Annotated in this window: 24 protein-coding genes and 1 riboswitch; of the genes, 8 read left to right on the top strand and 16 right to left on the bottom strand. The window is 47.5% G+C overall.

Going from position 1 to position 20,714, the window contains the following annotated elements; all coding sequences use genetic code 11:
- Positions 1-445 precede the first annotated feature (445 nt).
- Positions 446-632, bottom strand: a riboswitch (cobalamin riboswitch).
- A 44-nt stretch (positions 633-676) separates the two neighbouring features.
- The 6 genes from argS to CXF70_RS02440 form a co-directional block, all read right to left on the bottom strand.
- Positions 677-2,338, bottom strand: a complete 1,662-nt coding sequence (argS, locus tag CXF70_RS02465) for an arginine--tRNA ligase (RefSeq protein ID WP_101801401.1) — start codon at positions 2,336-2,338, stop codon at positions 677-679.
- Complete coding sequence (locus CXF70_RS02460) at positions 2,335-2,745, bottom strand: YwiB family protein (protein WP_084244176.1); 411 nt, start codon at positions 2,743-2,745, stop codon at positions 2,335-2,337. The genes argS and CXF70_RS02460 overlap by 4 nt, the downstream gene beginning before the upstream one ends.
- Before the next feature lie 162 nt (positions 2,746-2,907).
- The gene (locus CXF70_RS02455; protein WP_101801400.1) at positions 2,908-4,152 is read right to left on the bottom strand and encodes a cation:proton antiporter; all 1,245 of its coding nucleotides are present in this window, start codon (positions 4,150-4,152) and stop codon (positions 2,908-2,910) included.
- A gap of 271 nt (positions 4,153-4,423) precedes the next feature.
- On the bottom strand, positions 4,424-5,296 hold the full coding sequence (gene speB, locus CXF70_RS02450; RefSeq protein WP_101801399.1) for an agmatinase: 873 nt from the start codon (positions 5,294-5,296) through the stop codon (positions 4,424-4,426).
- 3 nt (positions 5,297-5,299) lie between these two features.
- Positions 5,300-6,133 (bottom strand): spermidine synthase, encoded by an 834-nt coding sequence (speE, locus tag CXF70_RS02445; protein ID WP_101801398.1) that lies wholly within the window; start codon positions 6,131-6,133, stop codon positions 5,300-5,302.
- Between the two features lie 731 nt (positions 6,134-6,864).
- The gene (locus CXF70_RS02440) at positions 6,865-7,380 is read right to left on the bottom strand and encodes a YwhD family protein (RefSeq protein WP_101801397.1); all 516 of its coding nucleotides are present in this window, start codon (positions 7,378-7,380) and stop codon (positions 6,865-6,867) included.
- Positions 7,381-7,442: 62 nt separating this feature from the next.
- Between CXF70_RS02440 and CXF70_RS02435 the strand changes: the two genes are divergently transcribed.
- Entirely contained in the window at positions 7,443-7,628 is a 186-nt protein-coding gene (locus CXF70_RS02435) for a 2-hydroxymuconate tautomerase (RefSeq protein ID WP_033542009.1), read from the top strand.
- A 179-nt stretch (positions 7,629-7,807) separates the two neighbouring features.
- On the opposite strand, the gene CXF70_RS02430 is transcribed toward CXF70_RS02435, so the two are convergent.
- Genes CXF70_RS02430 through lipL form a run of 3 tightly spaced genes read right to left on the bottom strand, consistent with a single transcriptional unit; the run spans position 7,808 to position 10,482 of the window.
- Entirely contained in the window at positions 7,808-8,302 is a 495-nt protein-coding gene (locus CXF70_RS02430; RefSeq protein ID WP_101801396.1) for a YwgA family protein, read from the bottom strand.
- The gene (locus CXF70_RS02425) at positions 8,303-9,607 is read right to left on the bottom strand and encodes an HD domain-containing protein (RefSeq protein WP_084244164.1); all 1,305 of its coding nucleotides are present in this window, start codon (positions 9,605-9,607) and stop codon (positions 8,303-8,305) included. It lies immediately after the preceding gene.
- A gap of 59 nt (positions 9,608-9,666) precedes the next feature.
- Positions 9,667-10,482, bottom strand: a complete 816-nt coding sequence (gene lipL / locus CXF70_RS02420; protein WP_101801395.1) for an octanoyl-[GcvH]:protein N-octanoyltransferase — start codon at positions 10,480-10,482, stop codon at positions 9,667-9,669.
- Between the two features lie 174 nt (positions 10,483-10,656).
- Here lipL and hemQ point away from each other — a divergent pair, with 174 nt between their 5' ends.
- Positions 10,657-11,406 carry a hydrogen peroxide-dependent heme synthase gene (gene hemQ, locus CXF70_RS02415; RefSeq protein WP_101801394.1) on the top strand — a complete coding sequence of 250 codons (750 nt, stop codon included), beginning with the start codon at positions 10,657-10,659 and terminating at the stop codon, positions 11,404-11,406.
- A gap of 523 nt (positions 11,407-11,929) precedes the next feature.
- Here hemQ and CXF70_RS02410 read toward each other — a convergent pair.
- From CXF70_RS02410 to CXF70_RS02395, 4 genes are all read right to left on the bottom strand, one after another.
- Entirely contained in the window at positions 11,930-12,307 is a 378-nt protein-coding gene (locus tag CXF70_RS02410) for a DUF423 domain-containing protein (protein ID WP_101801393.1), read from the bottom strand.
- Between the two features lie 18 nt (positions 12,308-12,325).
- The gene (locus CXF70_RS02405; RefSeq protein ID WP_101801392.1) at positions 12,326-12,589 is read right to left on the bottom strand and encodes a YwdI family protein; all 264 of its coding nucleotides are present in this window, start codon (positions 12,587-12,589) and stop codon (positions 12,326-12,328) included.
- Between the two features lie 61 nt (positions 12,590-12,650).
- Entirely contained in the window at positions 12,651-13,325 is a 675-nt protein-coding gene (locus CXF70_RS02400; RefSeq protein WP_101801391.1) for a uracil-DNA glycosylase, read from the bottom strand.
- Between the two features lie 12 nt (positions 13,326-13,337).
- Positions 13,338-14,060, bottom strand: a complete 723-nt coding sequence (locus CXF70_RS02395) for a DUF4230 domain-containing protein (RefSeq protein WP_101801390.1) — start codon at positions 14,058-14,060, stop codon at positions 13,338-13,340.
- Positions 14,061-14,131: 71 nt separating this feature from the next.
- Here CXF70_RS02395 and CXF70_RS02390 point away from each other — a divergent pair, with 71 nt between their 5' ends.
- Positions 14,132-14,386, top strand: a complete 255-nt coding sequence (locus CXF70_RS02390; RefSeq protein WP_101801389.1) for a hypothetical protein — start codon at positions 14,132-14,134, stop codon at positions 14,384-14,386.
- Positions 14,387-14,448: 62 nt separating this feature from the next.
- Positions 14,449-15,282 (top strand): bifunctional hydroxymethylpyrimidine kinase/phosphomethylpyrimidine kinase, encoded by an 834-nt coding sequence (thiD, locus tag CXF70_RS02385; protein ID WP_101801388.1) that lies wholly within the window; start codon positions 14,449-14,451, stop codon positions 15,280-15,282.
- 55 nt (positions 15,283-15,337) lie between these two features.
- Here the strand turns inward: thiD and CXF70_RS02380 are convergent, their stop codons facing one another.
- Positions 15,338-16,222 (bottom strand): GNAT family N-acetyltransferase, encoded by an 885-nt coding sequence (locus CXF70_RS02380; RefSeq protein ID WP_158241147.1) that lies wholly within the window; start codon positions 16,220-16,222, stop codon positions 15,338-15,340.
- A gap of 195 nt (positions 16,223-16,417) precedes the next feature.
- Between CXF70_RS02380 and CXF70_RS02375 the strand changes: the two genes are divergently transcribed.
- Positions 16,418-16,741, top strand: coding sequence for a PadR family transcriptional regulator (locus CXF70_RS02375; protein WP_084244142.1), 324 nt, complete (start codon positions 16,418-16,420; stop codon positions 16,739-16,741).
- Positions 16,742-17,503: an HAAS domain-containing protein gene (locus tag CXF70_RS02370; protein ID WP_101801386.1), complete on the top strand. Its 762-nt coding sequence runs from the start codon at positions 16,742-16,744 to the stop codon at positions 17,501-17,503.
- Between the two features lie 26 nt (positions 17,504-17,529).
- Here the strand turns inward: CXF70_RS02370 and CXF70_RS02365 are convergent, their stop codons facing one another.
- Both CXF70_RS02365 and CXF70_RS02360 read right to left on the bottom strand, forming a co-directional pair.
- Positions 17,530-18,549 (bottom strand): ABC transporter permease, encoded by a 1,020-nt coding sequence (locus CXF70_RS02365; protein ID WP_101801385.1) that lies wholly within the window; start codon positions 18,547-18,549, stop codon positions 17,530-17,532.
- Positions 18,550-19,413 (bottom strand): ABC transporter permease subunit, encoded by an 864-nt coding sequence (locus tag CXF70_RS02360; RefSeq protein WP_233208522.1) that lies wholly within the window; start codon positions 19,411-19,413, stop codon positions 18,550-18,552.
- Between the two features lie 140 nt (positions 19,414-19,553).
- Between CXF70_RS02360 and CXF70_RS02355 the strand changes: the two genes are divergently transcribed.
- Both CXF70_RS02355 and bshB2 read left to right on the top strand, forming a co-directional pair.
- A complete protein-coding gene (locus tag CXF70_RS02355; RefSeq protein ID WP_084244136.1) occupies positions 19,554-19,904 on the top strand; it encodes a YojF family protein in 351 nt (116 codons plus the stop codon).
- Positions 19,905-19,916: 12 nt separating this feature from the next.
- A complete protein-coding gene (gene bshB2 / locus CXF70_RS02350; protein WP_101801383.1) occupies positions 19,917-20,606 on the top strand; it encodes a bacillithiol biosynthesis deacetylase BshB2 in 690 nt (229 codons plus the stop codon).
- Positions 20,607-20,714: the final 108 nt, after the last annotated feature.

Below are 20,714 nucleotides of genomic sequence, written 5' to 3'. Positions count from 1 at the left end.
TTTTCCTCCAATGTGTTTGTTTGCGGTTCAACTCCGAATCAGCGGAGGGGGTACCGCTGATTCGAAGTTGAACCATGAATATTTCATTCAAGTATTGCACTTTCTCCAAGCGTCCGGTGTCCAGACTCCAACGGCCCAGCTCTTCGGGTCATAAGCCACTCTGGCTGTGCGGCTGGAAAGACGCCACTTCGCCAGATCGTCTTATGCCTTTCAGAGCTAAGCGGGCGCTTCCGCTTTTCGAGTGTCCAGACTCCAACGGCCAACTCCTCGAGTCGTAAGCCTCACTGCCTAAGCGGCTGAAAACATGCCGCTACGCCAGTGCGTCTTACGCTTGTCGGAGCTGAGCGGCCGTTTCCGCTTTTCGAAAAAAAATCCCCCGCAGCTATGCGAGGGATTGAAAGGACGCCATAAAAAGACATGCGCATCCAGCCTGTCCTCGCAAGCTTATGGGTGTTCCATAAAGGCAGGTCTCCTGGCTCATGATCATCGCATTCTGCACCTTCCCGGAATCATGTTCCAGTGGCATATTACAGATAGCTCACACTTACAGTGGCGGGACCGCGCCGGAATCGAACCGGCTTCCCTTTTAACTCATGTTCTTAGACATAAGCACCTTTATGATTGATATGAAATTTACTTTTCCATTTCATTATACAGAAAAATTCAGAAATGTCGCTTACATTTTTTCCGGTGCAGATACACCGACTGTTTTCAATGCGTTTGCAAGCGTCGTTTTAACCGCTGTAATCAACGCAAGACGCGCACGGGTCATGTCTTCGTTCGACGTATCCAGAACTTTATTGGCGTTATAGAAACTGTGGAATTGTGACGCCAATTCCTGGATGTAAGTCGTTACACGGTGTGGCGCGCGCTGTTTTGCAGCGTCCGCGATCACTTGCGGGAAATCACCGATTTTCTTCAGTACATCAATTTCCTTTTCATCTGCCAATAAATCCAGATTGTCGGTCGAAGGTGTATACCCTTGCTCTTCAGCCTGGCGCAAAATCGACGAAATGCGGGCATGGCCATATTGCGCATAGTAGACCGGGTTTTCATTGGACTGCGAAACTGCCAGATCCAAATCGAAGTCCATATGCGAATCGCCTGAACGCATTGCGAAGAAATAACGCACAGCATCCAGTCCGACAAGTTCGACCAATTCGCGCATCGTTACTGCTTTACCGGTACGCTTGCTCATCTTCATCTTCTCGCCGTCTTTATACAATTGAACCATTTGGATGATGCTTACTTCAAGCGTGTCACGGTCGTAGCCAAGCGCTTCGATTGCTGCTTTCATCCGCGGAATATATCCGTGGTGGTCCGCTCCCCAAATGTTGATCAATTTGCCGAAGCCACGGGAAATCTTATCTTCGTGGTAAGCGATATCCGGCATCAGATATGTGTATGATCCATCGTTCTTGATGAGCACACGGTCTTTGTCGTCGCCGAAAGTCGTCGAACGGAACCAGGTTGCGCCGCCTTCTTCATAGATATGGCCATTGTCGCGCAGTTTTTGCAATGCCAAGTCAATCTTGCCATTTTCATATAGTGAAGTTTCCGAGAACCAGACGTCGAACTCGACGCGGAAATCAGCCAAATCTTTCTGAAGCTTCGCCAGTTCCACTTCAAGTCCGTGCTTGCGGAATTCAGCATAGCGCTCTTCGTGTGTCATGTTCAGGAATTTATCGCCGTGTTCAGCAACGAGGCCTTTGGCGATGTCGATGATGTCCTGGCCGTGGTAGCCGTCTTCAGGCATACTGTCGCCTTTGCCCAGCTCTTCGAAATAACGTCCTTCAATGGACAGCGCCAGGTTATTGATCTGATTGCCGGCGTCATTGATATAGTATTCACGGGATACATCATAGCCTGCAAAGTCCAGCACGTTGCACAGTGAATCACCGACAGACGAACCACGCGCGTGGCCGAGGTGAAGATCTCCCGTCGGATTCGCTGATACGAATTCGACCTGGATTTTTTCGCCTGCGCCGGAATTGGTACGGCCATAATTTTCCTGCTGGTCCAGCACCGTTTTCACAACGTCCAGAAGATAATCTTTTTTGATCGTGATGTTGATGAATCCTGGTCCTGCAATTTCGATTTTCTCGATGTTCGCAGAATCTTTGTCGACGTTCGAAACAATCGCTTCCGCAATCACTTTCGGCGCTTTACGTGCGATACGCGTCAATTGCATCGCGATATTCGTCGCGTAATCGCCGTTAGCTTTATCTTTTGGCGCTTCCAGGTGGACATCCACCACTTCTGTCGTCAATTCCGCTTTCTCCACTGCTTCCGCTATCGCCTGTTTAATGGCGTGCTGAACTTTTTCAACTGCATTCATTCTGTAGCCTCCATAAATTGAATTTCCATCTCATACTCGCCGACATGTTCAGCGCCGAGCGCCAAATCATAGCGGACTTTAAAGTGAGTCCCGCTCACCGATAATTCATGCGCGGTCGTCGTCAGCATAAAAGAACCTTGCGCATTCGTCAGGTTCCCCGTCTGCTCTTTATGCAATAAAAACGGTAGCCTCATCTGAAGGCCGCCGCTTCTCATAATTACCGCTTCTTCTTCATTGAATTTCACAATGGTCCGAATCTCAAGCTCGTCCTGCTGCTCCCGGTACTGGAGATACTGGCGGTTGTTCTTTACCGTCAATGTCCCGTGGGATTGCAGTTTCATCACTTGTTCTTCCATATCCGGCTGGCGGATGGTCGTCGTCAGTCTGATATCCACTGATTTTTCCACAATTGCCGCCTCCCCGTTCAATAATAACCTTTATATTATAGCCCGAGTCCACTGGATTTTTCAATTAAGTTTCTATTCCGAAATAAACAGAAAAAAAGCCGGACCGCTGACCGCTGCATGAAGTACGGTTCAGCCAGCTGTCCGGCAGAAGTGATCAGTAAGTTAATGTACGTCGTTTTCCTGCTCTTTTTGGTTAAGTCCGAGTTTCGCGATCAGCGGTTTTATTGTCAGCCCCTGAACGATCAAGGAAAACAGGACGACCGAGAATGTCAGCAGCAAAATCGTCTCCCTGCCTTCGAAACTAAGCGGCAGACTGAGCGCCAGCGCAATTGATAAGCTCCCTTTCAGACCGCCCCAGTTCAGCAGGATCCGTTCTTTCCGGTTCAGGCTTTTCGCCGGCATCGTCGAGATGAACAGAGCAATGATCCGTGCACCGATGACAATCAGAATGGCGAATACGATGATATTCCATTGCCCCATAAAGTCGATATTGCGGATCTCCAGTCCGACAATCAGGAAAATCAGTGAATTGGCAATCAATGTAATGACGTCCCAGAATGAATTGATATTCCTTTCAGTCGTCGCAGACATCCCGATTTTCCCGCCGTAGTCGCCGAATACGAATCCACCCGCCACAACCGCGATGACACCGGAGACATGAAGATGCTCTGCAATAAAATAACTGCCGAAGAACAGCAGAGCCGAAACAGCTATCTCAAATGGATAATCATCGTAGAAGCGGATGACCTGCGAAAAGATGAAGCCGAGAATGACACCGACCAGGACACCGCCTACGGCAAACCGCAGAAACAGCCACACGCCGCTTCCGACGCCTGCCCAACCCATTTCAATATAAGTCAGAAGATAAATGGATGAAATCTGGAACAGGACAATGGCAATTCCATCATTAAAGAGCGACTCGCCTTCCATGATCGTCGAGAGTTTCTGCGAAACACCGGCAGACTTAAAAATGGAAAGGACACTGATCGGATCCGTCGCGCTCATCAATGCCGCAAACGTGAAGGCTACGCCAATCGGCATGCCAATCAGGTAATGCGCTGAAAAGCCGATGATGATGAATGACAGGAAAGTTCCCCCGAGCGCCATGCCGATCACTGTGTTTTTCTGCTGATAGAGGTGATGGAATGGCAACTTGAGCGTCGCATCCCCCAACAGAATCGGCAGGAACAAAGAAATGATTATGACCTGAAACACTTCCGATTGTGTGATGAATTCTTCCGCATGGTCAATGAGCGGGAATGGCAGATTGACCACACCCAGCAATAGGCCCACCAGCACCAGCGCAATTGTATCAGGCTGATTGATTTTTTTGGCTATACCGACGACTGCGATGGCAATCGCCAATAATATGAGGATTTGAATAAAAACTTCGTTGAAATCATGCATTCGGCTCCCCCCTTTTAACTCGTTAGGTAACCATTTCTCTAAACAGACGGGAGTAAACATAAATATGTCCTCTTTTACGGATGAATGGGGAGGGTTTTTGGGTTTATCCGCGGCTGGAGGCAGTTTATCCGCGGCTGGAATGGTTTTATCCGCGGCAAATGACTGTTTATCCGCGCCTAGCTGGCTTTTATCCGCGGCAGCCTGAAATTGCGTGCAAAAAAGCCGGTCCGGGAAAATTTCCCGGACCGACTTTTTATAGTTTCGCTTTTCTTTATTTCACCCAACCCAAGATCATTTCACGAATCAGCTTGCTCGCTGTGTTCGCTGTCTGGTCGGAATGGTCGTAGACGGGTGCCAGCTCGACCAGGTCGAAGCCGACAACATTGACGCCGGACGCAGCGATGGCGTGGATGGATGCCAACAACTCGCGCGATGTGATGCCGCCAGCGTCTACAGTTCCTGTGCCTGGCGCGTGCGCCGGATCCAATACGTCCATATCGATCGTCACGTAGACATTGCGTCCTTCAAGCGTCGGCAATACTCTTTTCAGCGGCTCGAGAACTTCGAATTTTGAAATGTGCATGCCCTGCTCTTTCGCCCATTCAAATTCTTCTTTCATTCCGGAACGGATGCCGAATGAATAAACATTCGTCGGTCCGATATGGTCTGCGATTTTACGGATCGGCGTCGAATGGGAATATTCTTCGCCTTCGTAGTTTTCACGAAGGTCGGTGTGCGCGTCGAAATGGATGATGGCCAGGTCGTCGTATTTGCTGGCAACAGCTTTCATCACCGGCAATGACACCAGATGCTCGCCGCCCATGCCAACAGGAATTTTGTCATCGGCTAAAAGCGTGCGGACATACGTCTCGATTTCGAGCAATGATTTTTCCGGATTGCCGAACGGCAACGGAATATCGCCTGCATCGAAGAACTTCACTTCGTGCAGTTCGCGGTCAAGATACGGGCTGTATTCTTCCAGACCGATCGACACTTCACGGATTTTATTCGGGCCGAAACGGGATCCCGGACGGTAGCTGACGGTCCAGTCCATCGGCATGCCGTACAGCACCGCTTTCGACTCGTCGTAATTCGGATGGCTGCCAATAAACACTTTGCCTGAATAAGTTTCGTCGAATCTCATATTTTATTCGCCTGCCAAATCTTTCACGAATTTAGGGAGCGCAAATGCCGCGTTGTGCAGCTCCTTCGTGTAGTATTTTGTATCGATTTCATGGAAACGCTCAGCCGGAACAGCAAGCGGGTCGTATTTTTTCGAACCGATCGTGAATGCCCAAAGGCCGCTTGGGTAAGTTGGAATGTTTGCCAAATACAATTTCGTAATCGGGAAAATTTCCCGAACGTCACTCTGCACCTGCTGGATCAAATCACCTTTGAACCAAGGGTTGTCCGATTGCGCGACAAAAATGCCGTCTTCTTTGAGCGCTTTCGAAATACCGGCATAAAAGCCTTTAGAGAATAAATTCACAGCCGGGCCGACCGGTTCAGTCGAATCGACCATGATCACGTCGTATTCGTTTTCCGATTCCGCGATGTGCATAAAGCCGTCTCCTACAATCACTTCCACGCGTGCATCTTCAAGGCCGGATGCAATCGATGGCAGGAATTTCTTCGAGTACTCGATCACTTTGCCGTCGATATCGACCAGCGTCGCTTTCTTAACAGAAGGATGCTTCAGGATTTCACGGATGACACCGCCGTCGCCGCCGCCGACAACCAAAACATTTTCCGGGTTCGGGTGCGTGAACAATGGCACGTGCGCCACCATTTCATGGTAAACGAATTCGTCTTTCTCAGAAGTCATGACCATGCCGTCAAGGAACAGCATATTGCCCCATTCCGCGGTTTCAGCCATCTCCAAATATTGAAAATCCGTCTGCTCCGTGTGAAGCGTTTTGTTGATCTTCATTGTAATACCGAAATTCTCCGTCTGCTTTTCTGTATACCAGAATCCTGCCATCTATAATCAAACTCCTTTATCTTATATAGTAATCACTTAAAAAAGTATAAGTGTTTTGGTCAAAAGTGCAATACAATTTTTCACACAATCTCCTTTACCCGACTGTCACAATATTATTCAGGAAAATAAGAAAAGCGAAAGCGCCCATGTAGATTCGACAGGCATAAGCCGCTCTGGCGAAGCGGCGTGTTTTCAGCCGTATAGCCAGAGCGGCTTATGATCCCGAGAATCTGGGCGCTGAAGTCTGGACAGCTAAACACTGGTTTATAAGAACCTTCACATTAGTAAAGTTATACTCATTATCCAGTTAAAAAGGCTTTCTGCACAGAGAATTTTTCCCTGCACAGAAAACCTTTTTAATCCTGATTGGCGAAGAAAGTGACATGAGGCATTGGGCTTGGGTTTGATCCAATCGCTCACGGCACTTGCTTGCCGACAGGTGTCCTAGCTTTCTATTTAAAAGCTGTATCCCTAGTGTACTTCCTTTTTCCTGCAACTTCAACTGCCTGTTATACCCATTTTGAAAAGTCATATTTTGTTCAAAAATAATAAAAAAATATGGTCGACAGCAAATAAATGACTTTTCATTTCAGCAAATCTGTGACTTGGATGCGCGCCCGGATATTATATCAGTCAAATGATATGTTGCATTTGTCCATGCGGATTCTTTAAAGAGCTTTATGAAAAAAAGAGCTCCAGCCCGGAACGGCCAAAGCTCTTTCCCACTCTATTTATACGTCCAGTTCGGTGTGCAGCTGTTCAGAACTCCGCTGCCACATTTCAGCGTTGTGGCTGCGCAAGTATTCCGCGAGCACTCGTTTAGACGGTGCATCCATGTTATCGACTAAAATTCTGCGTTTCATCGATTTGTCCATGCGGTTGACATGGTCGGCCAGGATTTTATAGCCGCGGCGTTTTTCCCTGTTCACTACCATTTCACAAGCAGTGACACCCGCATAATAAGGACCTTCCGGATTGAAATCGATGGTGATCCAGATCAGCCAGTAATCCTTGCCGCCTGCTGAATCTTCACGGTTAGTGGTGAATTTTATCCCGCGTTCCACTTCACTGCGCGCATGCATCGCACCAATATCGATGAACGCTTCCTGCTCGGCAACATCGATAAACAGCGGCGAGACGTTTTCCAGCGACAGTGATCCGATACCGTAGCCTTTATGGCCGTCGGTTGGATCGTCTTTTATAATGGTGAATCCTACTTTTTGTTTTGGTTTTTCATTGTTCGACATGTGTACATTCCCTCCATTCTGCTATGATAAGGCTAACCCAAAGAAAAGGAGCTGTGTCCATTATGCCATACGTAACTGTTAAAATGCTCGAAGGAAGAACGGAAGACCAGAAACGCGCGCTTGTTGAGAAAGTCACGGAAGCTGTTTCCGAAACAACCGGTGCACCAGTCGAGAACGTTGTCGTTTTCATCGAAGACATGAAGAAAACCGACTACGGCACAAAAGGCAAACTTTTTTCAGATCAATAAACGAAAAGCGACGGCACCCGCCTAGCTCTGAAAGGCATAAGACGGAATAGCGGCGCGGCGCTCTTGGCCGCATAGCTAGACCGGCTTATGACCCGAAGAGCTGGGTCGCCGGAGTCTGGACACTAAGAAAAGCGACTCCACCCCAGCTTCCTTCACGGAAGCTTTTTTATTTTCTGGAATTAATTCTTCAATTCTTCTATAAAAGCAAATGCTTCCGCAATTTCTTCCGCTGTAAAATTGAGCTTCCCTTTGACGCTGTGGAGTTTGGCAATCTGCTCCTCCTGCCCCAAATCATCAAAAAACAATAAGGTCGCCGTCAGCTCAAGGAATCTGGCGCTTTTGCCGTTCAGCTGCACAGCGTGTTCACTGTTTTCAAGCACCGGCTTGCCGAGGGCATTGCGGAATTCAAGCCCTTCCGCCGTTACTTCGTAGCGATATTGGACATATGAACTTTTATCTTCTTTTTGTTCGAGAATAAAACCCATATCACACAATTCTTCGATGCGCGCAGTCAATTCCTCTGAATACGGTCCATAGATATGGAATTCGTATTTTTCCTGAAACGGCACGCCGATTTTCTTCAATATGTATATCATCTTCTGCAATTTCTTGCGTCCGGTTACACCTTCCGCCGTGGAGATGAAATCCACTATTTTTGCGTGTTCCTGGAGCAATCAAACCCCTCCTTCTCTTAATAACTCAAGTATTTGCTGTTTTATTTCCTTCTTCTTGCCATCAATCAATAATTCCGCTGGGAAATATAATTTATAGTCTGTGCGGCGTTTGCCTGAAATGCCGTCAACGATTTGGGACAACCGCGACAATTCCTTGATATCGCCATTCGGCATCAAAAGATGGATCGGCAGGCGTTCCTCTTCCTCGCCCGGCCGGTAGAAATCATAGGGCAGATCCGACGTCGAATCATCTATTAAATAGTATTCCGGATCGATGCCGGCTTTTTGGAATAATTGCGCCAGTTCGCCCAGTTTCTTATAATCCTTGCCAGGATCGAAATCGACGTACTGGAACAGACGGCGGTTGACGAAACGGTCGCAAAGATCTGAAAGAATCGGGTCGCGTTCTGTAATCCACAGCTGGAAATACGTCATCAGCACACCTTCATCAAGCGCCAGATAATCTTTCAGCGTGAAAGATCTATCGAAAAAGGCGAGAAAATGCGTCGGCGGCTGTTCGAATTTATAGCCGTGGCCACTCAGATACTTCGCGCGCTGCAGGATTTTCCGAAGAATCACTTCGGCACTGCGCGCGACCGGATGGAAATAAACCTGCCAGTACATCTGGTAGCGGCTCATGATGTAATCTTCAACCGCATGCATGCCGCTCGATTTGATGACGACCTGATCTTCGAACGGGCGCATGACGCGGAGAATCCGTTCCATATCAAAATGGCCGTAAGAAACACCGGTGTAATAGGCATCGCGTTGCAAATAATCCATCCGGTCTGCATCGATCTGGCTGGATATCAGGGAAACCACTTGTTTATTGGCATAGGTTTTGCCGATTACTTCCGCCACTTTCTTCGGAAAGTCCGGCGCGACTTTTTTCAGGATGCTGTTGACTTCCGTATCGCCCTGCAGGATTTCACGGGTGAAATCCTCGTGGTCGACATTGAATACTTTCTCGAATGAATGCGAAAACGGGCCGTGGCCCAGGTCGTGCAATAAAGCTGCACAAAGGACGACGAGGCGTTCACTTTCATCCCATTCCGGACGGCCGTGGAATATGTCGTCGAGGATCCGGCGCACAATTTCATAGACGCCGAGCGAATGGCTGAAACGGCTGTGCTCCGCCCCGTGAAATACGAGGTAGGATGTGCCAAGCTGTTTGATGCGGCGCATGCGCTGGAATTCCCTGGCGTTGATCAAATCCCAGATGACTTGGTCGCGTACGTGGATATACCGGTGAACCGGATCTTTAAACACTTTCTCTTCCGCTAATTTCTGATTTGCATAATCCACACACGCACCTCCAGATTTTTCTGTTTATTCTTCAGTTTACATCACTCTGCTTCAACCATTCAACTCGTGCTCAGCATTTTCGCATTGCGCTCAACTACACGCTCAAGGTAATAGCCGTAGCGCTCGGTTTCTTCCGGCTGGAGCGGTTTCATCTCCGGTTTTTCGAGCAAGTTATACAGATCGACTACCACTTCTGCTACGGTGATATTGCGTCCGAGCAACTCACTGAGTGAAGCCATGGTTTCAGGCTGTATGGAAGGATAAGCGAATTTCGTTTCTTCTCCTTTTAATCCGTTTTCATAGAAATCGCGAATCAGTTCCGCACGTTCGGAACCGCTGCCTTCGACACAAAGATAGACTTGAACGGCGATGCCTTTGCGGATGCGGCGCTGGGAGATTCCTGCAAATTTCCGGCCGCCGATGCTGAGGTCATATGAGCCCGGGCAATAGGAGCCCACGATTTCATAGGCATCGATTTCCGCTTCCGGGAACAGCAGCCGGACAAGATCGAGCATCATTTCATAGCCTTCCGGAATGTCGATGGCGCTTTCCTTTTCAGACAACACGACAGAAATATTCAATACACCTTCGTCGAGAACCACCGCGAGTCCGCCAGAATTTCGGACAATCGGGTTGTAGCCCCGCTCTTTCAGCAATTCGAGTCCTTCATTGATATGCGGCAGCCGGTGGTCCTGGATACCGAGTACGACGGTATTGTCATGGACCCATGTACGGATCGCCGGGACGCTTGCACCGGAGCCGACCAATTCACATAATAAATCGTCCGCCGCAAATGATTCGAGCGCGGATCTGTTTTTTGCGCTCAAGGACTGGTCCCAGAAACGCCATTCTTTTTGATCTGTAAATGACCGCATGATTTTTCTCCTCTTCAAAGCTGTTGCTTGGTTTCATTTTACATTACAGCCTGTCCTGTGAAAAGGAACGATGGTCATGTCAAATTGGTGACAGCCATTTCTTTTGAAGGAACTTGCAGGATGGGTATGATAAACTGGTTTTGAGAGATTTTAGATTAGAAGGAGTGTTTACAGATGAATGAAGCAGCAATCACTTTAGACGGCTGGTACGTCCTCCACGATTTCCGTTCGATGGATTGGGTATCATGGAAAATGCTTGAGGAAGGCGAACGCCAATTCGCGATCGACGAATACCAGGCGTTCATGGACAAAGTAAACCAGGCCGATGACAATAAAACCGGCGCACACGCATTGTATTCAATTGTTGGCCAAAAGGCTGACCTGATGCTGATGCTTCTGCGCGAAACGATGGACGAATTGCGTGAGCTTGAAACGGAATACAACAAGCTGACATTGGTCGCTTACACGGTCCCGACATACTCTTACGTATCTGTTGTGGAACTTTCGAATTACCTTGCTGGCAAATCAGATGAAGATCCATACCAGAACCCGCATGTCCGTGCGCGTTTGTATCCGGAGCTTCAGCGTTCGCAGTACATCTGCTTCTACCCGATGGACAAACGCCGCGATGGCGATGACAATTGGTACATGCTGCCGATGGACGAGCGCAAAGATTTGATGCTGTCACACGGCAAAATCGGCCGCAGCTACGCAGGCAAAGTAAAACAGATCATCTCCGGCTCTGTCGGCTTCGATGATTACGAATGGGGAGTAACTTTGTTCGCCGATGACGTTCTCCAGTTCAAGAAACTGATCTACGAAATGCGTTTTGACGAAGTCAGCGCGCGTTACGCTGAATTCGGTTCGTTCTACGTCGGCACGCGCCTTGATAAAGAAAGAATCGTTAAGTTTTTGGAAGTTTAAATTGTTCGATGAAGCAAGCCGCCTTTTTTGGCGGCTTTTTTCGTGGGGATTTATTTTGGAGAGGGCGGCGGAGATTTTTTTGTGAAAATTAAACAGAAATTTTCTGACCGCACCTCATAATGAGATTTCCGCACCTTCTAGCCGATTTTCCGCACCTCAAATGTCTTTTTCCGCACCTCAGAAGCAAATTTCCGCACCTCAATTTGTGTGGCTAAAAATTATGGATTTTATTGGTTAAATTAGCGCTTGAATCTCGGACTTTTCAAGACTGTTTCCACTCAAACACCAAATTCCACCTTCTCTATTTCCAGTTTTCTGGATATACCATCCGCAACCGATGAAATACTATCCGGAACGTCACATTTACTATCCGCACTACTTCCAACCCCTTAATTACCTACAGTTTGCCGCAGCAAACTGCTGGGTCCGTGAGCGCTGTGCCGCTCACTTTCATCTAGTCACCATTCCAATCCTCCATCAAAAAAGCTGTCCGCATCTAACCCGCGGACAGCTTTTCCAATTCTTATAGTGCTTTCATTGCAGCAATGATGAGCATGACCCAGCCGGCGATGAATGCTACGCCGCCGATTGGCGTGATGGCACCCAGAATGCTGATGCCGGTCAAGCTTAAAATGTACAGGCTGCCCGAGAAGATGATGATGCCGGCAAGCATCAAATATCCTGCCCAGTTCAGCGATCCCAGTGGACCGATTAGAGTTGTGCTCATCAAAACGGCTACGACGATCAAACCGATCGAATGGAACATCTGATATTGGACCGCGGTTTGCCACGTATCCAAATATTTATCAGCGACGCGGCCTTCCAGCATATGCGCGCCGAACGCACCGAAAGCTACGCTCAGTAAAGCGTTGACAGCTCCGGCAATCAAGAAAAATTTCATACCTTATTCCTCATTCCCTTAAAATTCAAAAAGCGAGTCGCCGTTCGCCCCGTCTTCTTCCAGTTTCTTTTCAGACAGTACAGGCTGCGGCGAGGGGGATGCAGCCAACGGAACCGCTCGTGGCGCCGGTGAAGCGGGCTGCTGCTCATCACTTTCAAGCAATAAGTCGCACAGTGCGCGGATCGCGGCAACCGACTCGCGCATCTTTGCAGAATCACCCGAGCGGGCCAGCCGCGCATGCTTTTCAATTTCAGTGATGACACGTTCTTGTCCAATCGCCATTTTAAATCCCCCTTCCTTTTTTCATATCGTCCCTTATTTTAACATGCTCGCCTCGAGCAAGTCAGTCCAAACAGAAATCTATCGCCTCTTCGCCGCGCTTTTGTAACAGGCTGTTCACTTTTGAAAAAGGCTTGCTGCCGAAAAAGCCTCGGCTAGCACTGAACGGACTCGGATGCGGTGCTTCGATGACATCATGGCGATCCAAGTCGATCAGCCCTTTTTTCGTCTGTGCCGGCTTGCCCCATAAAACGAAAATCACCGGTTCCTTGCGAGCTGATAATTTCCGGATCACTTCATCCGTGAATTCTTCCCAGCCTTTGCCCCGGTGCGAATTGGCATCACCTTTCCGAACCGTTAAAACGGTGTTCAACATCATGACACCTTGGTCCGCCCATTTGGTCAAAGTGCCATCGGCAGGCTGTTCACAGCCGATATCCTCATTCAATTCCTTGAATATATTTCGGAGGCTTGGCGGAATTCTGACGCCGGGCTTGACCGAAAAGCTCAGGCCATGCGCCTGTCCCGCCCCGTGGTAGGGATCCTGCCCGAGAATGACGACTTTGACATCCTTGAAAGCCGTATGTTCAAATGCCGACCAGATTTCATCTTGCGGTGGATAAACGGTTTCATTGGCATACTGTTCTTTCAGAAACTCACGGAGTTCTTTGTAATAAGGTTTATCAAATTCCTCCCCGACTACATCCTGCCAATCGTTGGATAAGATTTTTTTTGCCATGACCATCACTCCTTAGTTTTCAAACTCTACCGTTACATCATAGCCCACCAATTGGAACATTTCTTCAACCGACCGCGCTGCATTCGTTTCCGCCAGCTCCAGCACGCCCTGGCCGCGGGTTTCTTCGAGCATCATCTGTTTTGCCTCTTCAGCGAGTTCGTAGGCTTCGGGGAAATCTCTCCCTCCGCTTAACAGACCTTCATTCGTATAAATCTCCACTTTATCCATGAACAATTCAGGACCGCCCAGGAAATCTGCGTTCGGCAATGTCAGCGTCGCGATTTTCGCTTCTTCATCCACTTCGATATCATCTTCCGTAATTTGCGAGAAATCGATTCCCGCGCGGACGGAGCCAGGGATTACGACAAGCAGCTCGCGTTTCGTCCCTGGAATATCCAATCCGATATCCTGCCCGAATATCTGGTTGTCTTCCCGTTTGATGATGACTTTTGAGTAGGCTTCGGCGGTCGATAGTTCGTTGAGATCCTGCATTCTTTCAAGAAAAGCGCTTTTGCTTTCAGTTGCTGTGCTGCCCTGTGAGATCATCCACCAGGTGCCGAGCGGCAATGCGACCAATAAAAGCAGAGCTATCAGAAGTAATACGAGAAACGAATTACGGAAAACGCCCATCATCACTTTCATCGATTTCCAGAATCCCGATTCCTCTGTCCCTTTTTTGCCTTTCATCTCTTCGAGCAAGCGTTCCATTTCCGTGATTTTCGGATCCTTAGCCAATTGACATCCCTCTTTCTATTTTTTTCAGCTGATTGTCGTGTTACGATATTTCTATAAAAGGAGCGTTGCCCATGGCTGACTGGCTAAATAAAATCAAAACCGTTTCCTCAACCAAAGGCGAATCTGCGCCTGAAAGCGCAAAAAGCGCGGGTGTCGGCTGTCTTGCTGCCGTTATTGCAATTGCTACCATTTTAACATTCCTGATAGCATTTGGTCTTTTCAAAAGCGGCCACTGGATCATGGGAAGCTTCGCTTTATTGTTTGCGGCAATCGGCGCTCTCACTTCAGTGCTGCTGCTATGGCCTCAAAAGCCCAATAGATTGTAAAAGCAGAGCTTTTTGTTAAAATGAACATAGCAAACATTCTATCTATTAAAGGGGTTATATACATGTCACTCAAAAAGACTTTAACAATTGCAGGATCCGATACATCCGGCGGTGCCGGCATCCAGGCTGACCTCAAAACTTTCCAGGAGCATGGAACATACGGTATGAACGCTTTGACGGTCATCGTCACCATGGACCCGAATAATAATTGGAGCCACGGTGTCCACCCGATACCGGTTGATACTTTAAAAACGCAAATGACTACCGCTTTTTCCACAGGCATTGACGCGTTGAAAACCGGCATGCTGCCGACTGCCGAAATCATCCAGGCAGCGGGAGAAGCGATTGCCGCTTCCGGCATAAAAGATGTTGTCATCGACCCGGTTATGGCATGCAAAGGCGAAGCCGAAGTCATGTTCCCGGAAAATGTCGATGCCATGATCAAGTATTTATTGCCATACGCTAAAGTCGTTACACCAAACCTTGTCGAAGCTGGCGAATTATCACGCCTTGGCCGTATAAGTACGGTCGAAGAAATGCAGGCGGCCGCTGAAAAAATCCATGAAAACGGCGCTAAATTCGTTGTCGTCAAAGGCGGCAAACAATTGAAGCATGAAAAAGCGGCAGATTTGCTGTACGACGGTGAGAAGCATTATTTGCTGACTGCACCGAAGACAGATACGAACTACAACCACGGCGCAGGCTGTACATTCGCCGCTGCCATCACAGCCAATATCGCTAACGGGCAATCTGTGAAGGATGCCGTATTGAACGCTAAAATTTTCGTCTCGGCTGCTATCGAACACGGCTGGAAGCTGAACGAATACGTTGGCCCCGTCATGCACGGCGCTGCCAATAAATTCCCGAAAACAGAAGTGGAAGTAGTGGAATTGTAATTTCCTGATTTCACACATGAAAAAGGAGGACGCTGAAAAATGCGTCCTCCTTTTTTTATTCCTGCAACTCTTTTTTCATAAACACCTGTGAAAAATTCTTTTCAAACCCTCTGTCCCGAAGGACCTTATAAGTTGCAGCATTTGCGGTTACCGGAACATTGACCGCTGTCCGGCTGATTGGATCTGCGAAATTTTCAAAGACGCTGTTTAAAAGTGCATTTGTAATTTCTTCCCGCTCCTTCTTATCAGGCGCCGTTTCGCATTGATACAGAATTGTTCGGGTATGATTCCCCTGCTCATCGGTCAGTTTCCTGAAAAACGCATAACCGGCGGCTCTCCCTTCATCATTGAAGGCGATCATCCCTTCACCGTCCCGAACGCTTTGCCACTGGGTCTGCCACGGAAAATCACCACGGTAAAATGGCAGCCGCCCGATTTCTTCCGGATCCGCTTTTCGGATATTATATTCTCTTGTGTCACTTGGTACTTTCCTTTCAACCGCGCCGTCCAGCTTCATGAAATGAAGTTCATCCACAATTTCATAACCCAGTTTTTTATATAATTCGATTGCTTTTTCATTGCCTGAGATCGCTTCAAGAGTCGCCACTTCAACATCCTGTTCGTTCAGGATTTGAAGCGTCTTTTCCATTAACAGCTTGCCAACGCCTTTTTTGCGCCAGGACATTGCGACCCCCGTGCCGCCGTTCCAGCCAATTTTTCTGCCTGCCGATTCCCGTGTTCCGTTAAGCACAAGGCCCACAGGTTCCTCGCCGTCGAACGCCACGACGGACAAGTCTCCTGAAAGGCCCTCCTGATCGATTCTCTTTTTAAAAGCTTCGGGTGTTGTCGTCATATCAAAATGATAGCCTTCAAACCCTTTATTCCATGCTTCCACCCCTTGTTCAATCGTGCATTCTGACAACCTTCTGATTTCTACCACGTTCATATCCCCTTGTTTCGATTCTTTTCATTTTAAATAAATTCGCTGTGATCTTTAAAAGTTCCTTCTTCCAAAACACTATCTTGTTTTACAAAGTAGTTGACTCTAAATTCAACGTTATGCTATATTGTATTACAAAGTAGTAACATCACAGCTGAGTATCTTGCTAAACAACATAGTGAAAGAGGTGAAGGAATGTCATCAAGCCAGATGCTTAAAGGAATTCTCGATGGCTGCCTGCTGGCCATTATCAGCAAAGGCGAAACATATGGTTATGAGATGATTGAGAAACTGGAGCTTTACGGCTTCAGGATGGTCAGTGAAGGCAGTATTTATCCCGTACTCCTGAGGCTGCAAAAAGAAGGGTTCGTGAAATCGGTCATGAAAGAATCCCCCAGCGGGCCAAAGCGGAAATATTACACACTCACTCCAAGCGGTGAAAATGAATTTCATGAATTTAAAGAGCGCTGGGAAAGTCTATCTGAATCTGTCAACCGACTGGTAAAGGAGGAAATTTAAATGAGGTTATCAAAAGAAAGTGAAGAATTCATCGCCAACTTGAGGTTGTATTTAATGACTTCAGGAAAAAAAGATTCAGAGATCAAAGAAATTGCAGAGGAATTGCGTGCACATCTTGAAGAAGCTGAAAGCCGCGGCAAAAATTTGGACAGTGTTACAGGCGGGTCCCCAGAAGCATATATGAAAAATGTCAGCAGCGAGATGATCACAGATTTTTACGGGCTCATCAAATTCATGCCGATGTTCATCCTTCTGTTAATCGCCTATTTCATCACCGGTTCAGCCATCAGAGGGGAACTGAGCTTCTCGTTATTGAAACTGGCCGCTTTTCCTCTGATCGGAGTGGCAAGCATCGCAGCATATATCGTCACTTTCCGAAAGATGGCAGTGAAAAAATGGTCCAAGAAAAAGGAATTTATCATCTTCATCAGCATTCAATTGATTACGGTCGGATTGATGTCTGCTGTACTGTTTCTTGATATCTTCTATTTCGAGCCGTTCTATATCCCATCCAGAGAAATGATGTGGATCATTGCTGCCCTGGGAGTCCTTATTTTCATTATCGGAGCCATCTGGTCCAAAACTTGGATTACAGTCATTCTTCCCCTGTTCTTGTTCGGCCCTGATTTTGTCATGAGTTTTATGGACATTGATGAAATGACTGCTTTGTATGTAAGTATGGGAACTTTCGTTGGCGGTTTCGTCCTCTTTATGCTGTACTTGCTGATCCAAAATAAAAAACAAAACCCTCGCTATTCGTGAGGGTTTTGTTCTGCCTAATTTTCATCTTATTTTTCAGCTTTTATCATTTCCTGCTCTTTGATCCTCACCATATTATTGCGTAGCTGCTCCCGGTTCCATTCGACTGCCGGTTCTTCGACTTTCGCTTTGCGCAATTTTTTAACTTTCGGATTTTTGGAACGCAGATAGCCTTCCATCATCATCGACACGGCGAAAATCGTCAGGCCGATAAACAGCACAGGCGCAAGCGGCAGCCACGGTGCACTCTGGAGATAGCGGAAAGTTGATCCGAACAACCCTGCCCACTCATAGGAAATGGACATTGGCGGATCGCCGAACAGCGGATCATAGCTGACCTTTGTGCCTCCCAGGAATAGTTTCAGAAGACCCAGATGGGCAAAAACGATGAATGTCTCCATGACCTGCTGTCCATACAATACGGCGATTTTTTCCCGCATCTGCGGATAGAGATGCTTACGGATGATACGCAACCGTCCGGCTCCGAGCGTTTTCGCCGCCAGGATGAATTCCTTATCACGCAGCAACGCGGCTTCATTGGCAATCAATATAGCAACAATCGGGACCGTCAACAACGCCATAATAACAACTTGAATACCGATCCGTTCCCAGATGGTATTTGTAAAACCTTCCTGCGGCATCCATAGGACTGGCGTCAAAACAAATGCTGCGAACAGCGTCAGCGGAATATAGTGCATCGAGTCGGCAAGGCTTGAAATCCATTTACGGTGCTTATCCAGATAGGTACCCAAAATATAACCAAGCGGAACAGCGATCAGCATACGCAATGCTGCTACCGCCAAAGCGGCAAGGATCGTATATTTTGCCCCAAGCATCAGCTTGCCGACAAGGTCATATCCGAATTCATCGGAGCCAAGCGGGAATTGCCAATTCGGCGAGATTGGCGCGCCTTCCACCGCACGCCCGCCTTCCATGATGTAATAAATCTGGCGTGGAACATTCCCCCAAATCCATTCATAGACGAAACTGCCTGCAAGGAAGAAGGCGATAATGCTGAACCCAATGACGAAATAAGGCTGTTTCCACATTTATACCTCCCCCTTTCCGCGCATCCGGCGCACAAAATACCATTCGCCGAAGCTATACAAAAAGAACATCGGCAGGAAAAAACTGAATACAGTAACCAGGAAACCGGCTGGATACATATTATCGCGAAGAAACAGCATGATGCCAGGCAAATTGAACATCAGTTCCAGGATGAAGAGATTCGACAGCATGAACCACATCGTTTTCTTGGATTGGAAAAAGATGCTGATGATGGCATTGCGGAACATGTGGACCAGGACGATGTAGACTTTTGAAAAGCCAAGTGCACGGGCAAGGTCCACATACATCTGGCGTTCTTCTTCCTGAAACGTCAGCATCGCCAACCGGTACAATTGGATGGTCGGCAGAATTGCCAGGCACAGTACCGGAAGCCAGTAAATCCGGTCGTCCCCTACTGCGGCTATTTTGGAAATCAGAATTCCTGTCTGCTTGAAAAACAGGACAACCGCCAGTTGAGCCAGCATGATGATCAAAAGGTCTGGAACCGACTCCAGAAAATAGAGAGCCATCTTCACTCTTTCCCGAGCTTTTTCTGAAAGCAGCATCGTAATGATCGTTAACCCTAAAGAAACTATCACTGCCACCAGCAAAGCCAAAAACAGAATCTGCAGCGAGTAAGTTATGTATTCAAAAACATTTGGAAATAATGACATCGGCCTTTGTGCACGGTAATTGAAAAAAGCGATTTCATTGATCGGCCACAGTTCCTGCAAAGTAGTCTGAATGGATTCGAAATATATCTTCCATCTCCATTCCTTTTGTAGCCAGCCGGCTATCAGAACCGGCAAACTGCTGGCAAGGATAATTCCTCCGACAGCAATAAAAAACTTCAGCAATAATTTCATATGCCCCATCCTCTTTTGTTGGAAAATTCTCTCTTTCATTATTCTACCATTATTTCGGAATCCGTAGAGCTAACTAATCGCAATCTCAGTATTTTTTCCATATACTTAAAAGATACGGATTGTTTGAGGAGGATTTTATCGTGGAATTAGTCGAAGTGAAGAAATTGCAGGTCCAATTGGACGCGTTCGCCGGGAAAGATGTATATCTTCACCTGGAGACCACGAACGGATCTTACGCCAGCCATTTTAATGAAGCATTTTTCAATGCCGGAGCTTTCATCCGCAATGTTGTCATTAATTATGAGTTAGGCAAAGTAGTCGGGGACAGCCCGCACCGTGTCGGCTTGAAACTGCCGCATGGCTGGGTTTACGCGCAAGGCATCACCCATTATGAAATGGATGATCAGGGACGGCTGCTGCTTGCAGGGCATGACGGAACAGGGAAATTGGCGGTTGCGCTGCAGATCAGCGAAACACCGTTCAGTTATTAAGGGGGACTCGAAATGACAATACCAAAAGAGCGACACGTATTGGTGGTGTTCCCTCACCCGGATGATGAAGCGTTCGGTGTGTCCGGAACAATGACTACACATATCAAACAGGGTACGCCGGTTACATATGCCTGCCTCACACTTGGTGAAATGGGCCGGAACTTAGGAAACCCGCCGTTTGCGACTCGGGAGTCACTTCCTGAAATACGCAAAAAAGAATTGAAAGCTTCTGCTGAAGCCATCGGTCTGACCGATTTGCGGATGATGGGGCTGCGTGATAAAACGATTGAATTCGAAGACGACGAAAAAATGGTTGGCATGATGACGGAGCTGATTGAAGAATTGAATCCTTCCCTGATCATCACCTTCTATCCGAAATTCGCCGTCCATCCGGATCATGAAGCGACTGCACGTGCGGTAGTAAGGGCTGTTCGCCGGATGAAAGACCGTCCGAAACTCCATTGCGTGGCATTTGCCAATAACACACTTGAAGTTCTTGGCAATCCGGACATCGTTTACGATATTACACCTGTCAGAGACCAGAAGATGGCGTCCATGAAAGCGCACATTTCACAAACTGCCTGGATGTTGGAAGAGATGGAACACAAACTGGCGCAAGGTGATACCGAAACTGAAAATTGGCTCACAAAAGAGCGATTCTATAATTACCGCTGGGAAGATGATTTCGAATCGTCTTTCTGAGTAATTTGCACCCTTATTTTCTTAATTGAAAATAAGGGTGTTTTTTTACGCATTTCTACAATAGTATGTACTTTATAAGTTTATTAAATCTTTGCAATCAGAATAGCT

The sequence above is a fragment of the Planomicrobium sp. MB-3u-38 genome, assembly GCF_002836425.1.
GTDB classification, from domain to species: Bacteria; Bacillota; Bacilli; order Bacillales_A; family Planococcaceae; genus Planococcus; species Planococcus okeanokoites.
Note: the sequence above shows the minus strand (reverse complement) of the source record. Positions and strands in the feature narration are given on the sequence as shown.